The 19,623-nt window shown below is 72.5% G+C and carries 13 protein-coding genes; 8 read left to right on the plus strand and 5 right to left on the minus strand.

Annotated elements, in window-relative coordinates; translation table 11 throughout:
- Nucleotides 1-87: 87 nt before the first annotated feature.
- Genes KN815_RS20810 through KN815_RS20830 form a run of 5 tightly spaced genes read left to right on the plus strand, consistent with a single transcriptional unit; the run spans nucleotide 88 to nucleotide 9,275 of the window.
- A complete protein-coding gene (locus KN815_RS20810; protein ID WP_216343456.1) occupies nucleotides 88-5,271 on the plus strand; it encodes a beta-ketoacyl synthase N-terminal-like domain-containing protein in 5,184 nt (1,727 codons plus the stop codon).
- Nucleotides 5,272-5,317: 46 nt separating this feature from the next.
- Nucleotides 5,318-6,337, plus strand: a complete 1,020-nt coding sequence (locus KN815_RS20815; RefSeq protein WP_216343457.1) for a 3-oxoacyl-[acyl-carrier-protein] synthase III C-terminal domain-containing protein — start codon at nucleotides 5,318-5,320, stop codon at nucleotides 6,335-6,337.
- 8 nt (nucleotides 6,338-6,345) lie between these two features.
- Complete coding sequence (locus KN815_RS20820; RefSeq protein ID WP_216343458.1) at nucleotides 6,346-7,806, plus strand: cytochrome P450; 1,461 nt, start codon at nucleotides 6,346-6,348, stop codon at nucleotides 7,804-7,806.
- A 4-nt stretch (nucleotides 7,807-7,810) separates the two neighbouring features.
- Entirely contained in the window at nucleotides 7,811-8,920 is a 1,110-nt protein-coding gene (locus KN815_RS20825; RefSeq protein WP_216343459.1) for an aromatic ring-hydroxylating oxygenase subunit alpha, read from the plus strand.
- A gap of 52 nt (nucleotides 8,921-8,972) precedes the next feature.
- Complete coding sequence (locus tag KN815_RS20830) at nucleotides 8,973-9,275, plus strand: acyl carrier protein (RefSeq protein ID WP_372458415.1); 303 nt, start codon at nucleotides 8,973-8,975, stop codon at nucleotides 9,273-9,275.
- 28 nt (nucleotides 9,276-9,303) lie between these two features.
- Here the strand turns inward: KN815_RS20830 and KN815_RS20835 are convergent, their stop codons facing one another.
- The 3 genes from KN815_RS20835 to KN815_RS20845 are packed head-to-tail and all read right to left on the minus strand — an operon-like array spanning nucleotide 9,304 to nucleotide 13,091.
- Complete coding sequence (locus KN815_RS20835) at nucleotides 9,304-11,532, minus strand: xanthine dehydrogenase family protein molybdopterin-binding subunit (RefSeq protein WP_216343460.1); 2,229 nt, start codon at nucleotides 11,530-11,532, stop codon at nucleotides 9,304-9,306.
- 9 nt (nucleotides 11,533-11,541) lie between these two features.
- Nucleotides 11,542-12,525: an FAD binding domain-containing protein gene (locus tag KN815_RS20840; RefSeq protein WP_216343461.1), complete on the minus strand. Its 984-nt coding sequence runs from the start codon at nucleotides 12,523-12,525 to the stop codon at nucleotides 11,542-11,544.
- Nucleotides 12,522-13,091: a 2Fe-2S iron-sulfur cluster-binding protein gene (locus KN815_RS20845; RefSeq protein WP_216343462.1), complete on the minus strand. Its 570-nt coding sequence runs from the start codon at nucleotides 13,089-13,091 to the stop codon at nucleotides 12,522-12,524. Before KN815_RS20845 ends, KN815_RS20840 begins: the two co-directional genes overlap by 4 nt.
- Nucleotides 13,092-13,431: 340 nt before the next feature.
- Between KN815_RS20845 and KN815_RS20850 the strand changes: the two genes are divergently transcribed.
- Nucleotides 13,432-15,555: an ATP-binding protein gene (locus KN815_RS20850; protein WP_216343463.1), complete on the plus strand. Its 2,124-nt coding sequence runs from the start codon at nucleotides 13,432-13,434 to the stop codon at nucleotides 15,553-15,555.
- Here KN815_RS20850 and KN815_RS20855 read toward each other — a convergent pair.
- Nucleotides 15,482-17,248 (minus strand): UDP-N-acetyl glucosamine 2-epimerase, encoded by a 1,767-nt coding sequence (locus KN815_RS20855; protein WP_216343464.1) that lies wholly within the window; start codon nucleotides 17,246-17,248, stop codon nucleotides 15,482-15,484. The genes KN815_RS20850 and KN815_RS20855 overlap by 74 nt on opposite strands.
- 290 nt (nucleotides 17,249-17,538) lie before the next feature.
- Here KN815_RS20855 and KN815_RS20860 point away from each other — a divergent pair, with 290 nt between their 5' ends.
- Together KN815_RS20860 and KN815_RS52205 are read left to right on the plus strand one after the other, a co-directional pair.
- A complete protein-coding gene (locus tag KN815_RS20860) occupies nucleotides 17,539-17,769 on the plus strand; it encodes a DUF6480 family protein (RefSeq protein ID WP_216343465.1) in 231 nt (76 codons plus the stop codon).
- Between the two features lie 29 nt (nucleotides 17,770-17,798).
- Nucleotides 17,799-18,044, plus strand: coding sequence for a hypothetical protein (locus KN815_RS52205; RefSeq protein WP_216343479.1), 246 nt, complete (start codon nucleotides 17,799-17,801; stop codon nucleotides 18,042-18,044).
- A 23-nt stretch (nucleotides 18,045-18,067) separates the two neighbouring features.
- Here the strand turns inward: KN815_RS52205 and KN815_RS20870 are convergent, their stop codons facing one another.
- Nucleotides 18,068-19,609: an MFS transporter gene (locus KN815_RS20870; RefSeq protein ID WP_216343466.1), complete on the minus strand. Its 1,542-nt coding sequence runs from the start codon at nucleotides 19,607-19,609 to the stop codon at nucleotides 18,068-18,070.
- Nucleotides 19,610-19,623: the final 14 nt, after the last annotated feature.

The raw sequence follows: 19,623 nt of genomic DNA on the forward strand, positions 1-19,623 counted from the left end.
GCCGTACCCGCGCCCGCAGCCCCCGCGCCACCCACGGCCGCACCGGCCCCCGCACCGCCCCCAACGCCCCGACCAGTGGTGACCCCGGTGACCCCGGTGTCGGACAAGGCATCGGACAAGGCATCGGATGAGGTGTCGGACCGGTCGCCGGAGGCCGATCCCGGTGCCGTCGCGGTCGTCGGACTCGGCCTGGCACTGCCCGGGGCCAACAACACCGCGGAATTCTGGGACCGGCTGCGGGAGGGCGTCCTGCTCTCCAGCGAGCCGTCCGCCTTCGACCTGAAGCACTTCTGGGCTCCCACCCGCGAGGAGACCGACGCCTTCTACGTCCGCGAGGCCGGGTACCTCCACGACTTCGTGCCGGACCCCGCCTCGATCGCCGAACCGGACGGGAACATAGGACACCCCGGCTGGCCGCGGACCACCCGCTGGCTGCGGCACTGCGCCGTCCAGGCGCTGGCGGGGGTGCGTCGGCGTCCGACGGACCGCTGGCTCACCGCGACCACCGGCATCCACGACCAGACCGGGCTCGGCCCCCAGGGCATCGTCCTCGGCGACGAGTACAAGCGCATGGTGCGCGAGGCGATCCCCGCCGACCGGGACGGCGACTGGCTGGCGGAGCTCGCCGACCACGCGATCAGCGCGCAGTACGGCGGTGACGGCGGCGACCCGCAGTCCTATCTGCCCGCGTCCGTCGTCCGCAACGCGTTGCGCGGGCTGATCCCCGGTGACACACAGCATCTGACCCTCGACGCGGCCTGTGCCAGCGGGCTGTTCGCCCTGGACGCGGCGGTCAAGGCGCTGCGCGAGGGCTCCTGCGACGTGGCGCTGGCGGGTGGCACCTCGGTGATCGAGCCGATCGGGTTCACCCTGTTCTGCCGGGCCCAGGGCATCTCGATGAGCGGCCGGGTACGGCCCTTCGACCAGGCCGCCGACGGGACTCTGATCGGCGAGGGCGCCGTCGCGCTCGTCCTGAAGCCGTACGCACGGGCCGTCGAGGACGGCGACCGGGTGCTCGGCGTCATCCGGGGCACCGGACTCGCCGCCGACGGGCGGGGCAAGGGCATCCACGCGCCGGCCACGCGCGGGCAGGAGCTGGCGATCGCCCGTGCCTGGGCCGACGCGGGCGTCGAGGCCGACGACGTGGACTGGGTCGTGGCGCACGGCACCGGAACGCCGGTCGGCGACGAGATCGAACTCCGCTCGTTGCTGTCCCGGCTCGGGCCGGGCGAACGGACGTGTCTGCTGACCTCGAACAAGCAGGTCTTCGGGCACACCGGGGTCCTGGCGGGCCTGGTCTCGGTCGCACACGCGCTGGTCGCCCTCGAACGCGGAGCGGTGCCCGGCCAGCCCGTGGTCACCGATCCGCATCCGCTGCTGGGCGACGGCGAGCGGCTGACCGTGCCGGTCAAGGACGCCCCGTGGCCGGCCGACGGGGCGCGACCGCGCGTCGTCGGGGTGTCGTCGTTCGGCCTCGGTGGGGCGGACGCGCACGTGGTCCTGTCCGACCACGCGCCACGGTCCGTCCCCGCGCGAAGGCAGGGCGTCGACGTACGCGACGACAGGGAGGACCTGGTCGTCGTGGGCTGGAACACCCACCTTCCCGGCATGGAGCCCGACCAGGTGCCCGCCTGGCTGCGCGGCGACGGGCCGCTCCCGGAGGCCGATTTCGGTACGCCGTACCCCCTGCCCTCCCCGCGTGATGTGCGCATCCCGCCGCTGACGATGCGGCACATGGACGCCGCCCATCTGATGGTGCTCCAGGCGCTCGGCCCGCTGCTGGAACAGCTCGGCGAGCCGGGCACGAGCCTGCGGCCCACCACGGCGATCGTGATCGGCTCGACCCTGCCGACCACGCACAACACCCAGGCGGCGCTGCGGGTGCACGCCGCCGAATGCGCCACCGCGTTCGACCTGCTGCCCGACCCGGCACAGGCCGAGGTGCTCAAGGAGTACCTCGCGAAGGGCATGGCGGAGGCCAAGGGGGTGATCCCCGGCGATCTGAACGAGGACGACTTCACCGGCGCCGTCTCCTGCATCCTGTCGGGCCGGGCCGCCAACTACTACGACTTCCAGGGCCTGGGGACCAGCGTCTACTCCCAGCGGGACTCCGCGCATACGGCCGTCGACCTGGCCCTGCGTCAACTCCGGCACCGGGCCTGCGACCTCGCCCTGATCGGCGCCGTGTGCCTGCGGCCGATCAGCGGCTGGGACCGGCACCTGGCCCACTTGGTGCCGGAGGGCCGGTCCATCGCGGAGGGCGCCGCGGTCCTGGCGGTCACCCGGCGCTCGACCGCGCTGGAGCACGGACTTCCCGTGCTCGGCACGCTCTCCGCCGAGGTCGCCGCCGCCGACCCCCGGCAGCCGGTCACGCCCTCGCACGCCCTTCCCGTGCTGGCCGGCACCGGACACACCTATCTCTCCCTGGACGCCCTGCTGACGGTTCTCAAAGCCGTCGTCACGGAGACGGACACCGTGGTCCGGCCCGCCGCCACCGGCTCGCCGCTGATCCGGTTCACCCCGCCCGCGGGCCCGCGGGACGCGCTCACCGGCTCGGAGCAGGCCGAACCCGTAGACGCCGACCCCGAACGCGCCGAATCGGAACGCACCGAATCCGCGCACGCCGGATCCACACACACCGACTCCGCGCACACCGGCTCCCCGAACGCGGTGTCCGCGCACGCCGACCCGGTCCCCGTCCAATCCGAGCAGGCCGCGTCGGAACCGGCCGGTGCCGAACACGCCGAAGAGTTCACCGGCCGCCGTCAGACCTTCCGGCTCGTGCCGACCGCCCCGCCACCGGCCGAGCCCGCCACGCCGTCGATCCCGCCGGGCACCGTCGTCATCACCGACGCCCCGGACCTCGCCGCCGCGGTCACCGGTCCGGACACCGCCGTCTGGTCACCCCGTCCGGGCGTCGCGGGCGCCGCCCATGTGGCGCCCGAGGACGGGCCCGGCGCGCTGACCGGCTTGCCGTTCGTCCCGCGCCACATTCGGGTGCTGTCCCGGCTGCCCGTGGACGACGACGGGTGCGAGGAGGCCGAGGCCGCCCGGCTGGAGGACCTCCAGGACCTCGCCTTCACCACGCTCCAGGCGGCGCTGCCCGCGCTGCGCTCCGGCGGCTCGCTCGCCGCGCTGCTGCTCGGTGCGGTGCCGGACGATCTGCCACCCCCGCTGAGCGGGCTGTTCACCGGTCTCGTCCGCTCGGTGCGGGCCGAGGTGCCGCAGTGCGGCGGACTGACCCTGATCAGCGACGCGGTCAACGCGGCGACCGCCCTGGACCAGTTGGCGCGGGCGGGCGCCGCCCAGGTGCCCACCCACACGCTGGCCTGCCGCGGGGACGACTGGCTCGCCCTGGCCGTGGCCGACGACCCCGTCTCCCCCTCCGACGGCGCCCCGCTGCCCTCCGGCGCGGTCGTGGTCGCCTTCGGCGGCGCCCGGGGGATCACTCCCGAGCTGCTGCACGCGGTGGCCCACGGAACCGACCGGCCGTATGTGTATGTCATCGGCCGCACCCCGCTGCCGGACACCGACGACTCGCTGCCGTCGCAGGCCGAGTTCATGGCCGCCGAGCGCCGACGGCGTCCCGACGCCTCCGTGCGCGAGCTGCGCGTCGCCTACGAGAAGGCCGAGGCGCGCCTGGAGGTGCGCCGTACGGTGCGCCGGCTGGCGGAGCTGTGCGGCCCCGACCGGGTCCACCACCGCGTATGCGACGTCCTCGACGCGGAACGCACCACCGCCGTCCTCGGCGAGATCCTCGACCGGCACGGACGGATCGACCTGCTCATCAACACCGTCCTCGACCTGCGCTCGCGCGCGCTGCACGCCAAGACCCTCACGGACTTCCGGGCCGTGCGGGCCACCAAGGCGACCGGCTACCGCAACCTGAAGCGGGCCCTGGCCGGACGTACGCCCCGGATCTGGTGCAACTTCAGCACCCTGGCGACGCTCGCCCCCGCGCCCGGCGACATCGACTACTGCGCCGTCAACGAGTACCTCGCGTACGCGAGCGCCAGGGCACAGCGGCACGGGCCGGCCGACCGTCATGAGATCGCGGTCCTGTGGAGCGGCTGGCGCGAAGTCGGCGTCGCCAGCAGCGTCACCATGCGGGAGACCCTCAAGCGCAACAAGATGGACGCCTACATCAGCACCGCGCAGGGACGCGCGCAGTTCCTGTCCGCGGTGACCCGGCCGCCCGCGGGCGGAGTGGCGTTCTTCATCCGGGAGGAGGAACGCGTCCTGCTGGCCCGGCGCGGCATCAGCACCCACGGCTCCCGCGTCGAGCCGCGCGCCGAGGCTCCGGACGCACCGGCTCCGGCCCCGCCGGATCCGGCGCTGACCACACCGCTGCTCGACGGCGTGCTGTACCGGGGCGACGACTGGGCCGTGTTCACCAAGACCTGGGATCCGGGCACCCTCGCCGAGCGGGACGGGCGATGGATGCGGCACCACCAGGTCAACGGTGAGTACACGCTCGCGGGCACGTTCACCCTGGAGGCGGCGGCCGCGGCGGCCGCCACCCTCTGCCCCGGACTGCGGGTCACCGGGTTCCGCGGTCTGGTCTGCCGGTCGTCGATCACGGTCCGGCTCGCCGGGCCGATGCGCACCGTCGCGGTGGAGGCCCGGGTCGTGAGCCGTACGGGCGGCCGCGCCGAGGTGGCCGTCCGGATCACGGCACACCGGCTCGGCAAGAACGGCAAGGTACTGCGCTTCAACGATCTGCTGTGCGAGACGCGGGTGCTGCTCGCGGACCGTTTCCCGGCGCTCGCCGGACCGCCCGACTTCTCGGGCCACGAACCCGAACCCGACTTCGCGATGCCGGTGTACTCCCCGGACCCGCCGATCTCGCTCACCGGACCGTTCGCCGGCACCGGTGACTACGCCCGGGGGCCGGACGGCAACAGCGCCAGGTTCCGTCTGGACCACGCCGCCTGGGCTCCGGTCCTGGACGGGATGACCGTACCGGCGATCCTGCTGGACGCGATGGTGCACCTGTTGCTGCTGCCGCCGCGCGGTGACCTGCCACCGCTGGTCGGGCCGATGGCCGGCCTCGACGAGGTCGACCTGGGCGGCCCTGGCGACGACTGCCGGCTCAGCGCGCTGCATCCGGTCATCCGGCTGCACTGCGACTTCGCCACCGGGGAGCTGACCGCGCTGACCGGTGACGGGCAGGTGCTGGCCCGGATATCCGGGGTCAGCGCACACGCCCTGGACCACAGCGGAGAACTCGTCCGGCCACGCGGCGACGCGCCACGACCGGTCCGTTCCTGACAGCCCGGGTCCTGACAGCCGATTCGTGACAGCCGAGGAGACAGCAGTGTTGTGGCAGGACATCACGATCGCCGGGACCGGTGGGTGGATACCGCCGATCCGGCAGAAACACGAGCCGTGGGACAAGCCGGTGGACAACGGACCGCCCTCCCTCGTCGCGCTCAACGGTTTCACCTCGGCCGCCGTCTCCACGGACAGCACGCCGTCGCAGATGGCCGCCCGCGCCGGTCTGAAGGCACTGCGCCACGCGGACGTCCCGGGCGCCGACCTGAGCCTGCTGGTGCACGCCAACTTCCAGGACGAGGACCACTACGCGCCCTCCGCCTATCTGCTGCGGGTGCTCGGCGGGCCGGACACCAACGCGATCGAACTGGGCGCCGCCAGCGACGGCGGGGGAGCCGCGCTGGTCACCGCCGCCGAACACCTCACCGCCAAACCGGCCGCGAAGGCCGCGCTGGTGACCGCCGGTGTCCGGTTCCGGCCCGAACGGTGGGGCCATGTCTCGGAGATGGGGCATCTGGCCGGAGACTCCGGCGCCGCCGCCGTCCTCACCCGGGGTACGGGCTTCGCGCGGCTGCTGGCGACCGACCAGGCCGCGCAGCCGCAACTGGAGGTGCTGACCCGGGCCCGGACGGCGGCCGACGGCAGCGGCCGGCCGCTCCTCGTCGAGGAGACCGGGTTCATGCCGTACATCGACGCGCTGCGGCAGTCCACGCGCCGCTGTGTCGAGACCGTCCTGGAGGAGACCGGTGTCCGGCCGGAGGGCATCGCGCGCGTGGTGCCCATCGCGATCGGGGCGGAGGTGCTCGACCTGCTGCTCGGCGGTGCGCCGCTGGGCCTGCGGGCCGCCGACACCAGTTGGACCTTCGGCCGGCACCTGGGCCACTGCGGACCGTGCGACGTCCTGCTCGCGCTCGACCGGCAGTTCCGCTCCGGCACGCTGCGGGCCGGAGAACGGGTCCTGGTCGTGAGTTTCGGGCTCGGCTTCCGCTGGACCACCGCCCTGCTGGAGATCACCCGCGATCCCGTCAGCGCGGCGCCGGCCGGCCACTCAACGAAGAAGTGAGGTTCTCCATGACAGACACGAGTACGGCCTCCGCCGGGTCGGTGCCGCTCGCCCCGCGGGCGTGGCCGCTGCTGGGCCACGCGCTGCCGCTGCTCCGTGATCCACTGGCGTTCATCATGTCGCTGTCCGGATACCGCGAGATGGTCCGCGTCCGGCTCGGCCCGAGTTCCGCCGTCATGATCTGCGATCCCGACCTGACCCGGCAGGTGTTCCTGAACGACCGGACCTTCGACAAGGGCGGCCCGATCTACGACCGGATCCGCGAGGTGATCGGCGACGGCCTGTCCACCTGTGCCTATCCGCTGCACCGGCGGCAGCGCCGGCTGTGCCAGCCCTCGTTCCACCCGACCCGCCTCGCCGGTTACGGCGCGGTGTTCGCGCGGGCGGCCACGGCCAAGGCGGGCTCCTGGCGGGACGGCGACGTCCTCGACGTCACCCAGGAGATGATGACGCTCACCACGCGGGCCACCATGGAGACGATGTTCAGCGGCGCGCTGCCGGCGGAGACCATGCAACGGTGCCTGGCCGACACCGCGGTGATCGTGAGTGCCTTCTTCCGCCGGATGATGACGCCGGCCCTGCTGCGGCGGCTGCCGACCCGGCAGAAGCGGCGCTACGACGACGCCCGCACCCGGCTGGCCGCCACCATCGCGGAGATCATCGCCGAGCGGCGGGCCGATCCGACCGACCACGCCGATCTGCTCTCCACGCTGGTCGCCGCGGTCGACGAGGAGAGCGAGGACGGCAGGCGACAGCTCAACGACGCCGAACTCGCCGACGAGGCCCTCACGTTCTTCCTCGGCGGCATGGAGACCACGGCCATCACCCTGGCCTGGGCGCTGCACCTGCTCGCCACGAACCCGGACGTCCAGCACCGTCTGAAGGCCGAGACCGACCGGGTCCTGGCGGGCGGGAAACTCGACCCCGCGCATCTGCCCTCGCTCGGCCTGGCCTCCCGCGTGGTGACCGAGACACTGCGGCTGTATCCGCCGGCCTGGATGATGACCCGTGTCGTCCGGGAGGACGCCGAACTGGGCGGCGTGCACTTCAAGGGCGGCAGCACCATCGTGCTCAGCCCCTACCTGCTGCACCGCCGGGCCGACCTCTACGACGAGCCCGACCGGTTCGACCCGGACCGCTGGCTCGACGGCCAGCCCGACCGGGCCACCTACATCCCGTTCGGCGCCGGTGCCCGTAAGTGCATCGGGGACCAGTTCGCCCTCACCGAGGCCATCCTGGCGCTGACCGCCATCGTCGACCGCTGGGAGCTGTCCCCGGTCGGCGACCAGCCGTTCCAGCCCAAGGTGGAGACCAGCCTGAGCTCACGCGGACTGCGCCTGCGGCTCACCGAGCGGCGGTCCTCCGGCGCCGGCGACGCGGAGCACGGCGCCGCCGCACCGCTGTCCGCCTCCGTCCAGCCGTCCACCCAGCCGGGCGCCGCCGCCTGCCCGGTGCAGCACGGGAAGTGATCCCATGAGGCCCCACCTCAAGCCCCTGGTGAAGCAGTTGCTCGGCTCCCGGGAGATCAGCCTGCACACCGCGGAGCCGGCCGACGCCCTGCACGCTCCCTCGCGGCCCTATCCGAACGGGTGGTTCTGCCTGGCCTTCAGCGACGAGCTGCGGGCCGGGTCCCTCACCACCCGGCGGCTCGCGGGCGCCGAGGTCGTCCTCTACCGGACGGCGGGGGGCGTACTGCGGGCGGTCCGGCCACAGTGCCCGCACCTCGGAGCCCATCTCGGCGTCGGCGGATCGGTCGAGGGGGAGGACATCGTCTGCCCCTTCCACCGGTTCGCGTTCGACCCGTCCGGTGCCTGTGTGCGCACGGGCTACGACCAGCCGCCGCCGAAGGCGTCGCTCACGCAGTACCCGGTGTGCGAGGCCAATGGCTCGGTCTATGTGTGGTGGCACGCCCTCGGCATGCCCCCGCAGTGGGACGTCCCGCTCTTCCCGATCGACGACCGGCAGCCGTTCAGCCACGGCACGTTCGACATCGCCGGTCATCCGCAGGACGTCATCGAGAACGCCTTCGACTGGGGGCATCTGCCGGCCCTGCACGGTCTGAAGGAGGTCGATATCGAGGGCCTGCCGGTGACGGGGGAACCGGTCAGCGTAGTCACCGCGACCGCCCGTAACACGATGATGCGCGGGTTCCACCAGTCCTACACGCTCACGGTGATCGGACTGGCCACCATCGCCGCGCGCACGGTCCTGCCCGCGGGCGCCGGAAGCCTTTACGTGATGCTCCACGCGACCCCGACCGCCCCGGGGCGGATGCAGGTCCGCTTCGGCACCAAGCTGGAGCTGAACGGACTCCCGGGAGTGCCGGACTGGCTGGGGCGTCCTGCGGTGCTGCCCCTGGCCCGGCTGCTCAGCGAAATCCTGCAACGGGTGGGCAGCGTCGACACCGGCGCGGACCTGCTGATGTGGCACCACCAGGAGCATGTCGCACGGCCCCGGCTCGCCAAGGGAGACGGTCCGATCGGCCGGTACCGGCAGTGGGCGCAGCAGTTCTACACGGAACCCGCGGGCGACCTGGTCCCACCGCGGCCCGAGCGCTCGGAGGCGAGCCGCTCGGAGGAGTGAGGGCCCCGGGGCGGACCGAAGGCGCTTCAACGAGTACGAGGGAGAAAAGGGCATGGCCATGTCATCGGACCGCGCGGTTCCGGAGCCCCTGGGCGACCCCGGCGACATCGAGACGGAACTACTGCGGTTTCTCGAACTGCGTACCGGGAAAACCTGGCTGGCCGACATGGACGTCTTCGGCTCCGGCGGGCTGTCCTCGCTCTTCGCCATGGAGCTGGTGGTGCACCTGGAGCGGACGTACGGCATCGCCGTACGCGGCGCGGATCTCCAGATGGACAACTTCAGGACCGCGCGCAGCATGGCCGCCCTGGTCGGCCGCCTCCGGCGACCGGGCGTGGGCGGCTCCGGCGCATAACGCCGTCGCCGGCACGCCCGTCGTGCGTTCAGGCGTCCATGGGCGGTAGCCCGGGCAGCAGCTTCTCCAGCGTGATGGGGAAGTCGCGCACACGCACACCGGTGGCGTTGAACACCGCGTTCGCCACCGCCGCACCGGACCCGCAGATGCCCAGCTCACCGATGCCCTTCGCGCCGAGGACATTGGCCTTGTCGTCGTATCCGTCCAGCACGACCGCCTCGACATCGGGGATGTCGGCGTTGACGGGCACCAGGTATTGCGCGAGGTCCCGGTTGACGAAGGCGCCGGAGCGTGGGTCGACGACGGCCTCTTCCTCGAGGGCGGCGCCGACGCCCCAGATCATGCCGCCGATAAGCTGCGAGCGGGCCGTCTTCGGGTTGAGCAGGCGGCCCACGGAGAACACGCCGAGCATCCGCCGCAGACGGATCTCGGCGGTGTCCGCGTCGACGCCCACTTCGGCGAAATGGGCCCCGTAGGTGTGGATCGAGTAGTTGGTGTAGTTGGGCTCATCGCCCATGAAGCGGGTCTCGCCCTCCGCCGCCACACCGCCCGGGTGGTTGCGTGCGACCAGCTCGCTCAGTGGCTCCGACGCGCCACCGATGCGGACGTCGCCGTCGGAGAACACGGCGTCCGCCGGATCCAGGCCCCGCAGTGCGGAGCGCGCGTCGTCGTGTGCCTCGGCCAGCAGTTTCTCGCGCAGCGTCGCGCACGCCCGGTGCACCGCGGTGCTGGAGTTCGCGGCGCCCCATGAGCCACCGGATCCCCAGCTCGTGGGGTTGTCGGAACGCCCGAGCTCAATGCGCACCCGGTCGGCCGGCAGGCCGAGCCCGTCGGCCGCGACCTGAGTCAGGATGGTGTACGTGCCCGTGCCGATGTCGGTCATGTCCGTCTGGACCACGGCGGTGCCGTCCGCCTCCAGCCGCACCCGCGCCGCGGCCGGCCCCTGGAGATGCACCCGGATGGCGACGGCCATCCCGTAGCCGATCAGCCACCGCCCCTCGCGTCTGCTCGAAGGAGTGGCGGGGCGGTGCTCCCAGCCGAACCGGCGCGCGCCTTCGCGCAGGCATTCGACCAGATGACGGTCGCTGTACGGCACGCCCCGTTCGGGATCGAGGGCGGGCTCGTTGCGGATCCGCAGCTCGACCGGGTCCATCCCGAGCGCATCGGCCAGCTCGTCCATCGCCGACTCGACCGCCAGCAGACCGGGCTCCTCGCCCGGCGCGCGGACGTCCGTCCCACGCGGCAGGTCGAGCGGTGTGAGCCGGTGACTGGTGAGCCGGTGGGGCGCGGCATAGAGGCTGCGGCTGGTGGCGGCGGTCTGCTCGGCGTACTCCACGTCCGGGTTGGTGTGCATGGTGACGTCATGGGCGATCGCGGCCAGCCGTCCGTCCCGCTCCGCGCCCAGTCGGACCCGCTGGCTCGATGTGGAGCGCATGCCGATGAGCTGGAAGATCTGCTGCCGGGTCATCGCGACCTTGACCGGGTGGTCCAGCTCGCGTGCGGCGAGCGCCGCCAGGATCGTCTCGGAGTGGATGCCCAGCTTGGATCCGAACCCGCCGCCGACGAAGGGGGAGAAGACGTGCACCCGTGCCGGGTCGATCCGCAGCGTGTTGGCGATCGATGCCTGCGCCGCGTCGACGATCTGGGAGCTGACGTAGACGATCAGGTCCTCGTCACGCGGTGCCACCAGGCACGCGTTCGGTTCGATGGGCATGGAGAACTCATACGGAGTCGTGTAGAGCTGGTCGATTTTGACCGCCGCGCCATCGAAACCGGCATCGAAATCGCCCACTGAGGTGTCGGTGGGCAGTCCGGCGTTGACGGTTTTCGGGACGTACGCCTCACCTTCGTGCTCGGCGAAGGCGAACCGCCCCCGCCCGCCCGCGTACTCCACCTCGATGAGCTCGGCCGCCGCCCGGGCCTGCTCGAAGGTCTCGGCGACGACCAGCGCCACCGGCTCGCCGTAGTAGTGGATGTCCGGGCCGGTCAGCACCGGCTGGGCGCGCCAGTATTCGAACGGAATGGACTCATCGCGGATGCCCTGCTCGGGGGCGTTGAGATGCGTCATCACCATGCGCACTCCCGGTGCGCGTTCGGCGTCCTCGGTTTCGATGCCGATGATGCGGCCCTTGCCGATGGTCGCGCCGACGATGCACCCGTAGAGCGGTTGGCCGGCCTCCCAGTGCTCGTAGGCGTAGGCGGCCCGGCCGGCGACCTTCAGCGGGCCGTCGACACGCTGCATGGCTTGCCCGATCATCTCGCCTCCTCAGCTCGCCCGGGCCGCTTGCGCCAGCGTGCGGCACAGGGTGCGCCTGGCCAGCTCGATCTTGAAGTCGTTGTCGCCCTGCCCGACCGCGTCGCGCATCGCCGCCTCGGCCGCGTCCCGATAGGTGGCCATCGTGGCCGGACGGCCCGTCAGCGCGCCCTCCGCCTCGATGGACCGCCACGGCTTGTGCGCCACTCCGCCGAACGCCACCCGCGCCTCCCGGATCGTTCCCTGATCGGCCGAGACGATGGCCGCCACCGACACCAGCGCGAACTCGTACGACGCCCGGTCGCGCACCTTGCGGTAGATCTGCCGGCCCGGCGGAGGCGAGGGCAGCGCCACGGCCGTGATCATCTCGGCGGGAGCAAGTACGGTCTCGATCTGCGGGGTGTCGCCCGGCAGCCGGTAGAAGTCCGTGATGGCGACGCGGCGCACCGAGCCGTCGGCCCCGAGCAGCTCGATCTCCGCGTCGAGCGCGGCCATCGCGACGGCCATGTCCGAGGGGTGGGTGGCGATGCAGGAGTCGCCGGCGCCGAGGATCGCGTGTATCCGGTTGAACCCGCCGATCGCCGCGCAGCCGGATCCGGGGTTCCGCTTGTTGCAGCCCGCGGCCGTGTCGTAGAAGTAGGGACAGCGCGTGCGCTGCAAAAGATTTCCCCCGGTGGACGCCTTGTTGCGCAACTGGCCCGAGGCGCCCGATACCAGCGCCTCCGACAGCACCGGATAGCGCGTGCGCACCCGGGAATCGGCGGCCACATCGGAATTCCGCGTCTGGGCGCCGATGCGCAGTCCGCCGTCCGGCAGCTCCTCGATGTCCCGCAGCGGAAGCCGGCTGATGTCCACCAGATGGCTCGGGTCCTCGATGTCGAGCTTCATCAGGTCGAGCAGATTGGTGCCGCCGCTGATGAACTTCGCGCCGGATCGCGCCACCGCGGTGACGGCGGCCTGTGTGTCCGTCGCCCGCTCATAGGTGAAGGACCTCATCCCGGGCCTCTCTCCGCGCTGTCGCGGATGGCCGCGACGATGTTCGGATAGGCGGCGCACCGGCAGATGTTGCCGCTCATCCGCTCGCGGATCTCGTCATCGGTCAAGGTGATCCGCGGCGCGGCCACCTCGGCCGTGGCGTGGCTGGGCCAGCCCGCCGCCACCTCGGCGAGCATGCCGACAGCCGAACAGATCTGGCCGGGAGTGCAGTAGCCGCATTGGAAGCCGTCACGCTCGAGGAAGGCCCGTTGTACGGGACCCAGATGGTCGGGATCGCCCAAGCCTTCGATCGTCACGATCTCGTCGTCCTCGTGCATGACGGCGAGCGTCAGACAGGAGTTGACCCGCCGGCCGTTGATCAGCACGGTGCACGCACCGCACTGGCCGTGGTCACACCCCTTCTTGGTCCCGCTCATGCGCAACTGCTCGCGCAGCGCGTCGAGCAGTGAGGTCCGCGGATCCACCTCGAGCCGCCGCACCTGATCGTTGACGTTCAACGTGATCGCCGAGAGGGGGGCCGGCTCGCCCTGGCTCCGCCTCATGGCGTCCGTATCCGAAGCGCTCATCACGGCCCGCCTTCCTCACTAGATGCGGAGGTCAACCCGGATGCGCGGCGCCCCTGCCGGTGCGCGACCCCGGGGCCCGTCGCCGCTGCCCGGGCACGCTCCCCTGCCCCCAGCGTCTCGCAAGAACGCGACCGTCGCACCGCGAGGGTTTCGTCACCGGCGGCTCGGCCGCCACCGGCTCCGCGGCCCGAGGGAAGTGACAGTGTGTGGCGCGCCTGTCGCCTATCGTGGTTGCGCGCGCGGCCGTCGAGCGGAGTCGGGGAGACTCGGCTGTTTCCTGTGGTGGCTGCGGGGATACAGTCCGGCCAAGGTCCGGATGGGTACCAGGGGAGGGGCTGGTGTGTTCGAGGTCGTGACGGTGAGTGCGCTCACCGCGTTCCTCACCGCGGTGGGGAATGGCGCCGCGGGGGAGATGGGCAAGCAGATGCTGCTGTCGACGGGCGCACTGGTGAGACGGACCCTGGGGCGGGAGACGCCGCTGCCGGCCACCCCGGAGGGATGGCAGGTGCTGGCGCGGGAGACGCATGCGCGCCTCAGCGGGGATCCGCGGCGCGGTGGTGAGTGGGCCATTCTGCTGCGGACCTTGCAGGATTCCGAGGTGGCGCTGCGCCCCGGTGCCGGACTGCCGCCCGCCACCCGCGACTTCACCGACCGCCAGGTCGTCTTGCGGCGGCTGAAGCGCGAGGCGACCCGCGCCGCGGCGGGGCGGCCACGCGTCGCGCTGTTATACGGGCCGCCCGGGATCGGAACCAGCGCGGTGGCTCTCCACTGGGGCGCCGACCAGATCGCGCAGTACCCCGACGGGCAGTTCTACGTCGACCTGCGCGACGCCGCCGGGGAGAGCGGACTGGAGCCGTCCGCCGTCGTGCTGCGCCTGCTGGGGCAGATGGGTGTCGAGCCCGAGGAGATCCCACCCGCGGAGTCGGCGCGGGTCGAGCTGTACCGGCGGCTGCTGGCCGGCCGCAGAGCGTTGGTAGTGATCGATCACGCCTCCTCGGCCGCGCAGGTCCGCGGCCTGGTCCCGGCCACCCCGGAGGTCTTCCTGCTGGTGGTCGCCTCCGGCCCGGCCTTCGCGCTGGAGGCGGAGCGCATCGCCGTACCGCCGCTGAGCGACCGGGACGCGGTGCGGATGCTGCGCAAGGTGGCAGGGCCGGAGAAGGTGGCGCTGGCCAAGTCCCGGATGCCGTCCCTGCTCGGCCACTGCGCGGGCAACGCCTTCGCCCTGAAGGCCGCCGCGATGAGCCTGCTGGCCGAGGAGCCGCCGCTGCCGGAGGACATGGCCGAGTCCACGGCACGTCATCCGGTGCACGGCATGGTGCGGAGCGCCTGCCGCCGCCTGCGGCCGGACACCGCGCGGCTCTGCCGGCTGACCGCTCTGGGCGGCTGGCCCGCGATCGACGCCCGGCTGGCGGGGGACACCGCGGCGGTCGGCCAGGAGGAAGCCGCGGGGATGCTCGCCGAGGCGGCGGACGCACAACTGGTGGAGGCCCTGGGCGACGGCCGGTACCGATTCCGGCCCGAGGTGCGTCGCGTTCTGGCGGACACCGCCGCCCTGGAACACGGGATCCCGGAGTGCTCCGCGGCGATGTCCCGGGCCCTGGAGGGGCTGCTGAACCGGGCGCTGCACGCCGCGCACGCGGCATTGCCGCAGAGCTGGCGGACCGAGCCGGCACCGGCGCACGGCACTGCGTACCGTGACGAGGCCGAGGGCATGGCGGCGCTGCTGGCCGAGACCGGAAACGTGGTCCGGGCGGTGTCCGTGGCGGAGGAGTACCAGCACATCGACACGGCGATGCGGATGGCCCGTGCGCTGTGGCCGGTGCAGCTCAAGGCCGGGTTCTGGGACGAGGTGCTGCCCGCCCTCCGGATCGCGGCCCGGTGCGCCGAGCGGCATCACGCGGATCCCCGCATGGCGGGTGCGCTCCACTTCCAACTGGGCCACTGCCTGGGCGAATTGAGGCGGTGGGACGAGGCGGACCGCGCGGTGCACACCGCCGTCGCGTGTGAACGCGCCGCGGGACACGTACGGGGCGAGGCGTCGTCCGTCGAGATGCTGGGCCTGCTGCATCTGAACCACTGGCGGTACGACGCGGCGTACGAGCGGTTCGTCGAGGCGGAGCACGTCTACCGGCGGATCGCTCCCGGCCAGGAGGGCGCGGAGGATCTGCCACGTGCCCTCGCCCTGGCCGAACGCCACCAGGGGCGTGCCCTGCGCGGTCTGGGCCGGCTGGCGGAATCCCGCGCCCGTCTGGAGACCGCGCGGGACTTCTTCGCGGCACGGGGAGAGGCGTACAACCAGGCCCGCGCGCTCACCGATCTCGCCGAGACGCTGCACGACGCCGGTGACGACGCCGAGGCGCTGACGAAGATCGCCGAGGCCGAGCGCCTGCTCAGCCCGGAGCGGGCGGCCCCGCATCTGGCGCATCTCGCCCGTCTGCGGCTGCGCTGCCAACCCCCGCGCTAGCGGGCATCACCGCCACCGGGTGCACGCCGCCGGCCGTGTGCACCCGGAGCGTCATCCCGCTGGGTGGCACGGTCCGGCCATCCGCCAGCCAGGCGTGCAGCGAGGAGGCGTACGCGGCCGGGTCGGCGTCCGCGCCCGGGCCCGCCTTGAGCTGGAACACGCCGTGATCGCGGCCGCGCACCGTGCACCGGTCCGGCCCGCTCACATACACGGCGAGCGCACAGTGCGGATGCCGGTCCAGCACCTCCGCGCTCCACTCCTCCGGGCCACCGAGGCGGGGGTCGTCCGGCTGCCCCTCGCGCACGATCACGTCGGCCAGGGCCAGGTCGCCGGGGTCGCGGGTGTCCTCGTGCACGGCGAGGTGTGTTTCGCCGGTCGCGTCGTAGGGGTGCCCCGTGGTGCGCTCGATATGGACCTCGGTTCCCCGCACATGGGTACGGACGTTCAGGGGAGCCGTGCGCCGTGGCGGATCGTACGGTGGCAGGGGCAGCGGCTCCAGCAGTGCGGGGGCCGCGGGCTCGGGGAGATCCATCAGGCAGTAGAAGAGCCGCCGCAGCAGCGTCGCCGAGGCGCCCGGGGCCGAGCTGGTGAACTCCGCCGGACCGGCGAGCGGCCGGTGCCACGCCAGCAGCTCCTCGAGCTGATCCCGTGGCGGGGCGTGCGGATCGAGCCGCGGCGCCTCCCGGACGAACGTGGCGAGTGGCGCCGCGGGATCCAGCCTGTCCTGTGTGGCGGACGCCAGCAGTACGGGGATGCCCAGCGCCGCGGCGTAGTAGGAGACCGCCCCGAAATCCCCCACGACGACATCCGCCGCCAGCAGGGCCTGCCGCCATGCGTGCACGGGGTCGATCAAGGTGAGACCGCTGCGGCGGGCCCGGTCCAGCCACACCCGGATCTGTCCCGGGCCGTGCCCGTACCAGATGTTCGGATGCAACACGGCCACCAGCCGGTAGTCGTCGGCCGGCAACTCGGCGGCGAGCCGGGGCAGCAGACTCGGCAGGACGTCATGGCCACCGCCGTTTCCGAACAAACCCTCCGGATTCCAGGTGGAGTTGAGCACCACGAGCCGCTGACCGCGCCGCACCCCCAGGGCGCGCCGGAACCGCTCACGGTAGTCACGGCCGGCCAGCAGGCGGTCGAAGCACGGGTCGCCCGCGAGGACGGCCGTCTCCTCGGCTTCGGGGCATACTCGCCGCAACCGCTCCAACTGCTCCGGATGGGACAGCACGAGGCCGTCCACGAAGGGTTCGCCGTTCGCGAGCAGCCACTCCGGTGACAGCCCGAACGTCGGCTCGCGGCCTCCGGCTTCCGTCACCAGCAGCTTCTTGGTGTATCCGACACCGTGGGACAGTACGGCTAACTTGCCGTGCAGCCGGTCGAGCCGACCACCGAAGCTCGCGGAAACCGCCAGGTCCACCGGTGTCGCCAGCGCCTGCTCCCAGGGCAGTACGGGCAGACCCAGCTCGGCGAACAGCTCGCGGATTCCCCCCTGGAAGGCGGATGACTCCGTCGACGTGGCCAGCAGTTGCACCCGAAAGTCGTCGTGGAACAGCGGCAGCACGTCCAGCAGCCGTCCGGCGGAGGTGACGTTGTGCACCACCAGCAGGACACGGCGAGGGGTGGCCCGGCTGGCCCAGCGATCGGAGCCCTCCCCGACCGGGACCCTTATCGCCAGGGGATCGGCTGCCCCCACTCGCCACCTCCTGCTGGTCACGCGATGTCCTCGGTATGCCGGATCACCCTAGCCAGGTGATCGGGCACACGGTGAGGCCCGGCCGCACCTGGTGTTCCACACCACCGGCACGGCAGTGAGCGCGAAGCAACCGTGACGCGCACGGTGGGCCGCGAACGCCACGCCGTGCCCGGCGCGCTTTCCGCCGTATCGTGGGAAGAGTCCACCGGGGACAGCGCCTCGCACAGGCCGTGCGGGGTGGCGGGCCCCGGGCAGGCGGCGCCCCGAAGGCGGAAAGGAGCGCATCGGAGATGGACCAGACGAACCCAGTCCCGAACCCCGAGCGCACTCCCGGACTACGGCCCAGCGTGGGCGTGCCCCCGGGGGAGACCCCACCGGCCGAAGACGGCCTCTCGGAAACGGGCCCCCAGGAGACCTACAACCCCACGAAAGGCTGGTCGAAGGGCCCCACGATCATCATTTGGGCCTTTGTGGTGCTGTTCGCGGCCTTCTGCGTCGCGTTCGCGATCGTCGTGCTGTAGGTGACCGTAGCTGACCGGGGCGAGCTGAGGTGTCCGCTCGCGACACCCCTGGCCGGGGCGGGGCCGGCGACGACAGGGACGGCCCGGATGCGCTGCGCTCCGATGCCACCACTCACGACGACCCGGACACCGCCGTGGCCGGGCCGCTGGTGGAGTCGGCCGACGGCGCGGGGGTGTGCCACTACCCCCGGGACGAGGGCGAGCTGTGGCAGTTGCCTGAGTACGTCGCGCATCGGTCGCACGCGGAGCTGTTCGCCGATCTGATGAGCTTCTGAGCGCCTGGCGGAAGGGCCGGTCCTCACTCCGCGCCCCGCTGTGATCCGGGCTGTCCCGCCTCCCCGGACTCCGGCTCGGGCGCCGTCGCCAGGGTGGTGCGGCCCGGCAGTACGAACAGCGCCACGGCCGCGCCGACCAGGGCCGCCGCCACCCCGACGCTCATCGTGACGGACTGGGCGTCGGTGAAGGCCGAACGCGCCGCCTCGGTCAGCGCCTCGCCATCCGGGCGGTCCCGGGCATGCGACAGGGTGGCGCCGAGCGAGGACATCGCGTCGTCGGGCAGACCGTCCGGCAGCTTGCCCCGGTAGACGGTGGCGAGCAAACTGCCCAGCCCGGCCACGCCCAGAGCGATGCCGAGTTGCTGGTGGGTGTCGTTGAGCGCGGAGCCCATACCGGCCCGTTCGGGCGGCACCGCCCCCAGCACCGTGCTGGTGGCCGAGGGCCCCGCGATCCCCGATCCGATACCGGCCAGCGCCAGCCCGACGGACACCGTCGCATAGCTGCCCTCCTCGGAGAGCGAGGCCAGCGTCACGAATCCGGCGGCGGTGACGGTGAATCCGGCGACGATGCAGGCCCGCGGCCCGAACCTGGCCGCGGCCCGGCCGCCCACGGTCGACCCCGCCACGACCCCAGCCGCCAGCGCCACCGCGGCCAGACCGGTCTCGAACGCGCTGTAGCCCAGTACCAGTTGCAGATACTGGCTCAGCACGAAGAGGGTGCTGCCGGTGGCGATCGTCATCACCGCCACCGCGAAGCCGGCCCCGGAGAACCGCCGGTCGCGGTAGAGCCGCAGATCGACCATCGGCGTCGCGGAGCGGTGCTGCCGTACGCCGAAGCCGATCAGCGCCATCAGCGCCACCGCCGCCCCGCCCAGCACCGCGGGCGCGGTGTATCCGTACGCCGGGGCTTCGATCAGGGCCCACACCAGGCCGGTCATGCCCGCGGTGACCAGAACCGTGCCGAACGGATCCAGCCCGCAGCCATCGGGCGCCCGTGTCCGGGGCACCAGCCGTACGACCCCGAACAGGGCCACCGACACCACGGGGATGTTGATCAGGAAGACCCCCGCCCAGCTCCACATGTCCACCAGGGCGCCACCGAGCAGCGGCCCCGCGGCCATGCCGACGGAGGCGACCGCGCTCCACACCGCGAAGGCCCGCGGGCGCTCCTGTTCGGGGAAGACCAGGACGAGAACCGCCAGCGTCGCGGGCATCACCAGCGCCGCGCCCACGCCCATGAGCGCCCGCATCGCGATCAGCCACCACACCGACGGGGCTGCCGCGGCCAGACCCGACGCCGCCCCGAAGACCAGCAGCCCCAGCACGAGGGTGCGCCGCCTGCCGTAGCGGTCGGAGAGGACACCCGCGGTGATGAGGAGCCCGGCGAAGACCACGACATAGGCGTCGATCACCGCCTGGAGCTGGTCCGTCGAGGCGTCGAATGCGTCGCCGATGGCGGGCACCGCGACATGCAGGACGGTGTTGTCGATGACGATCACGAGCAGGGCGGCGCATAAGGCCACCAGGATCGCCCACCGGCGCGGATGGCCTTCTTCGTCCCTCATGTTCCTCCCTCGCT

It is taken from the genome of Streptomyces niphimycinicus (genome assembly GCF_018883605.1).
In the GTDB taxonomy this organism is placed as follows: domain Bacteria; phylum Actinomycetota; class Actinomycetes; order Streptomycetales; family Streptomycetaceae; genus Streptomyces; species Streptomyces niphimycinicus.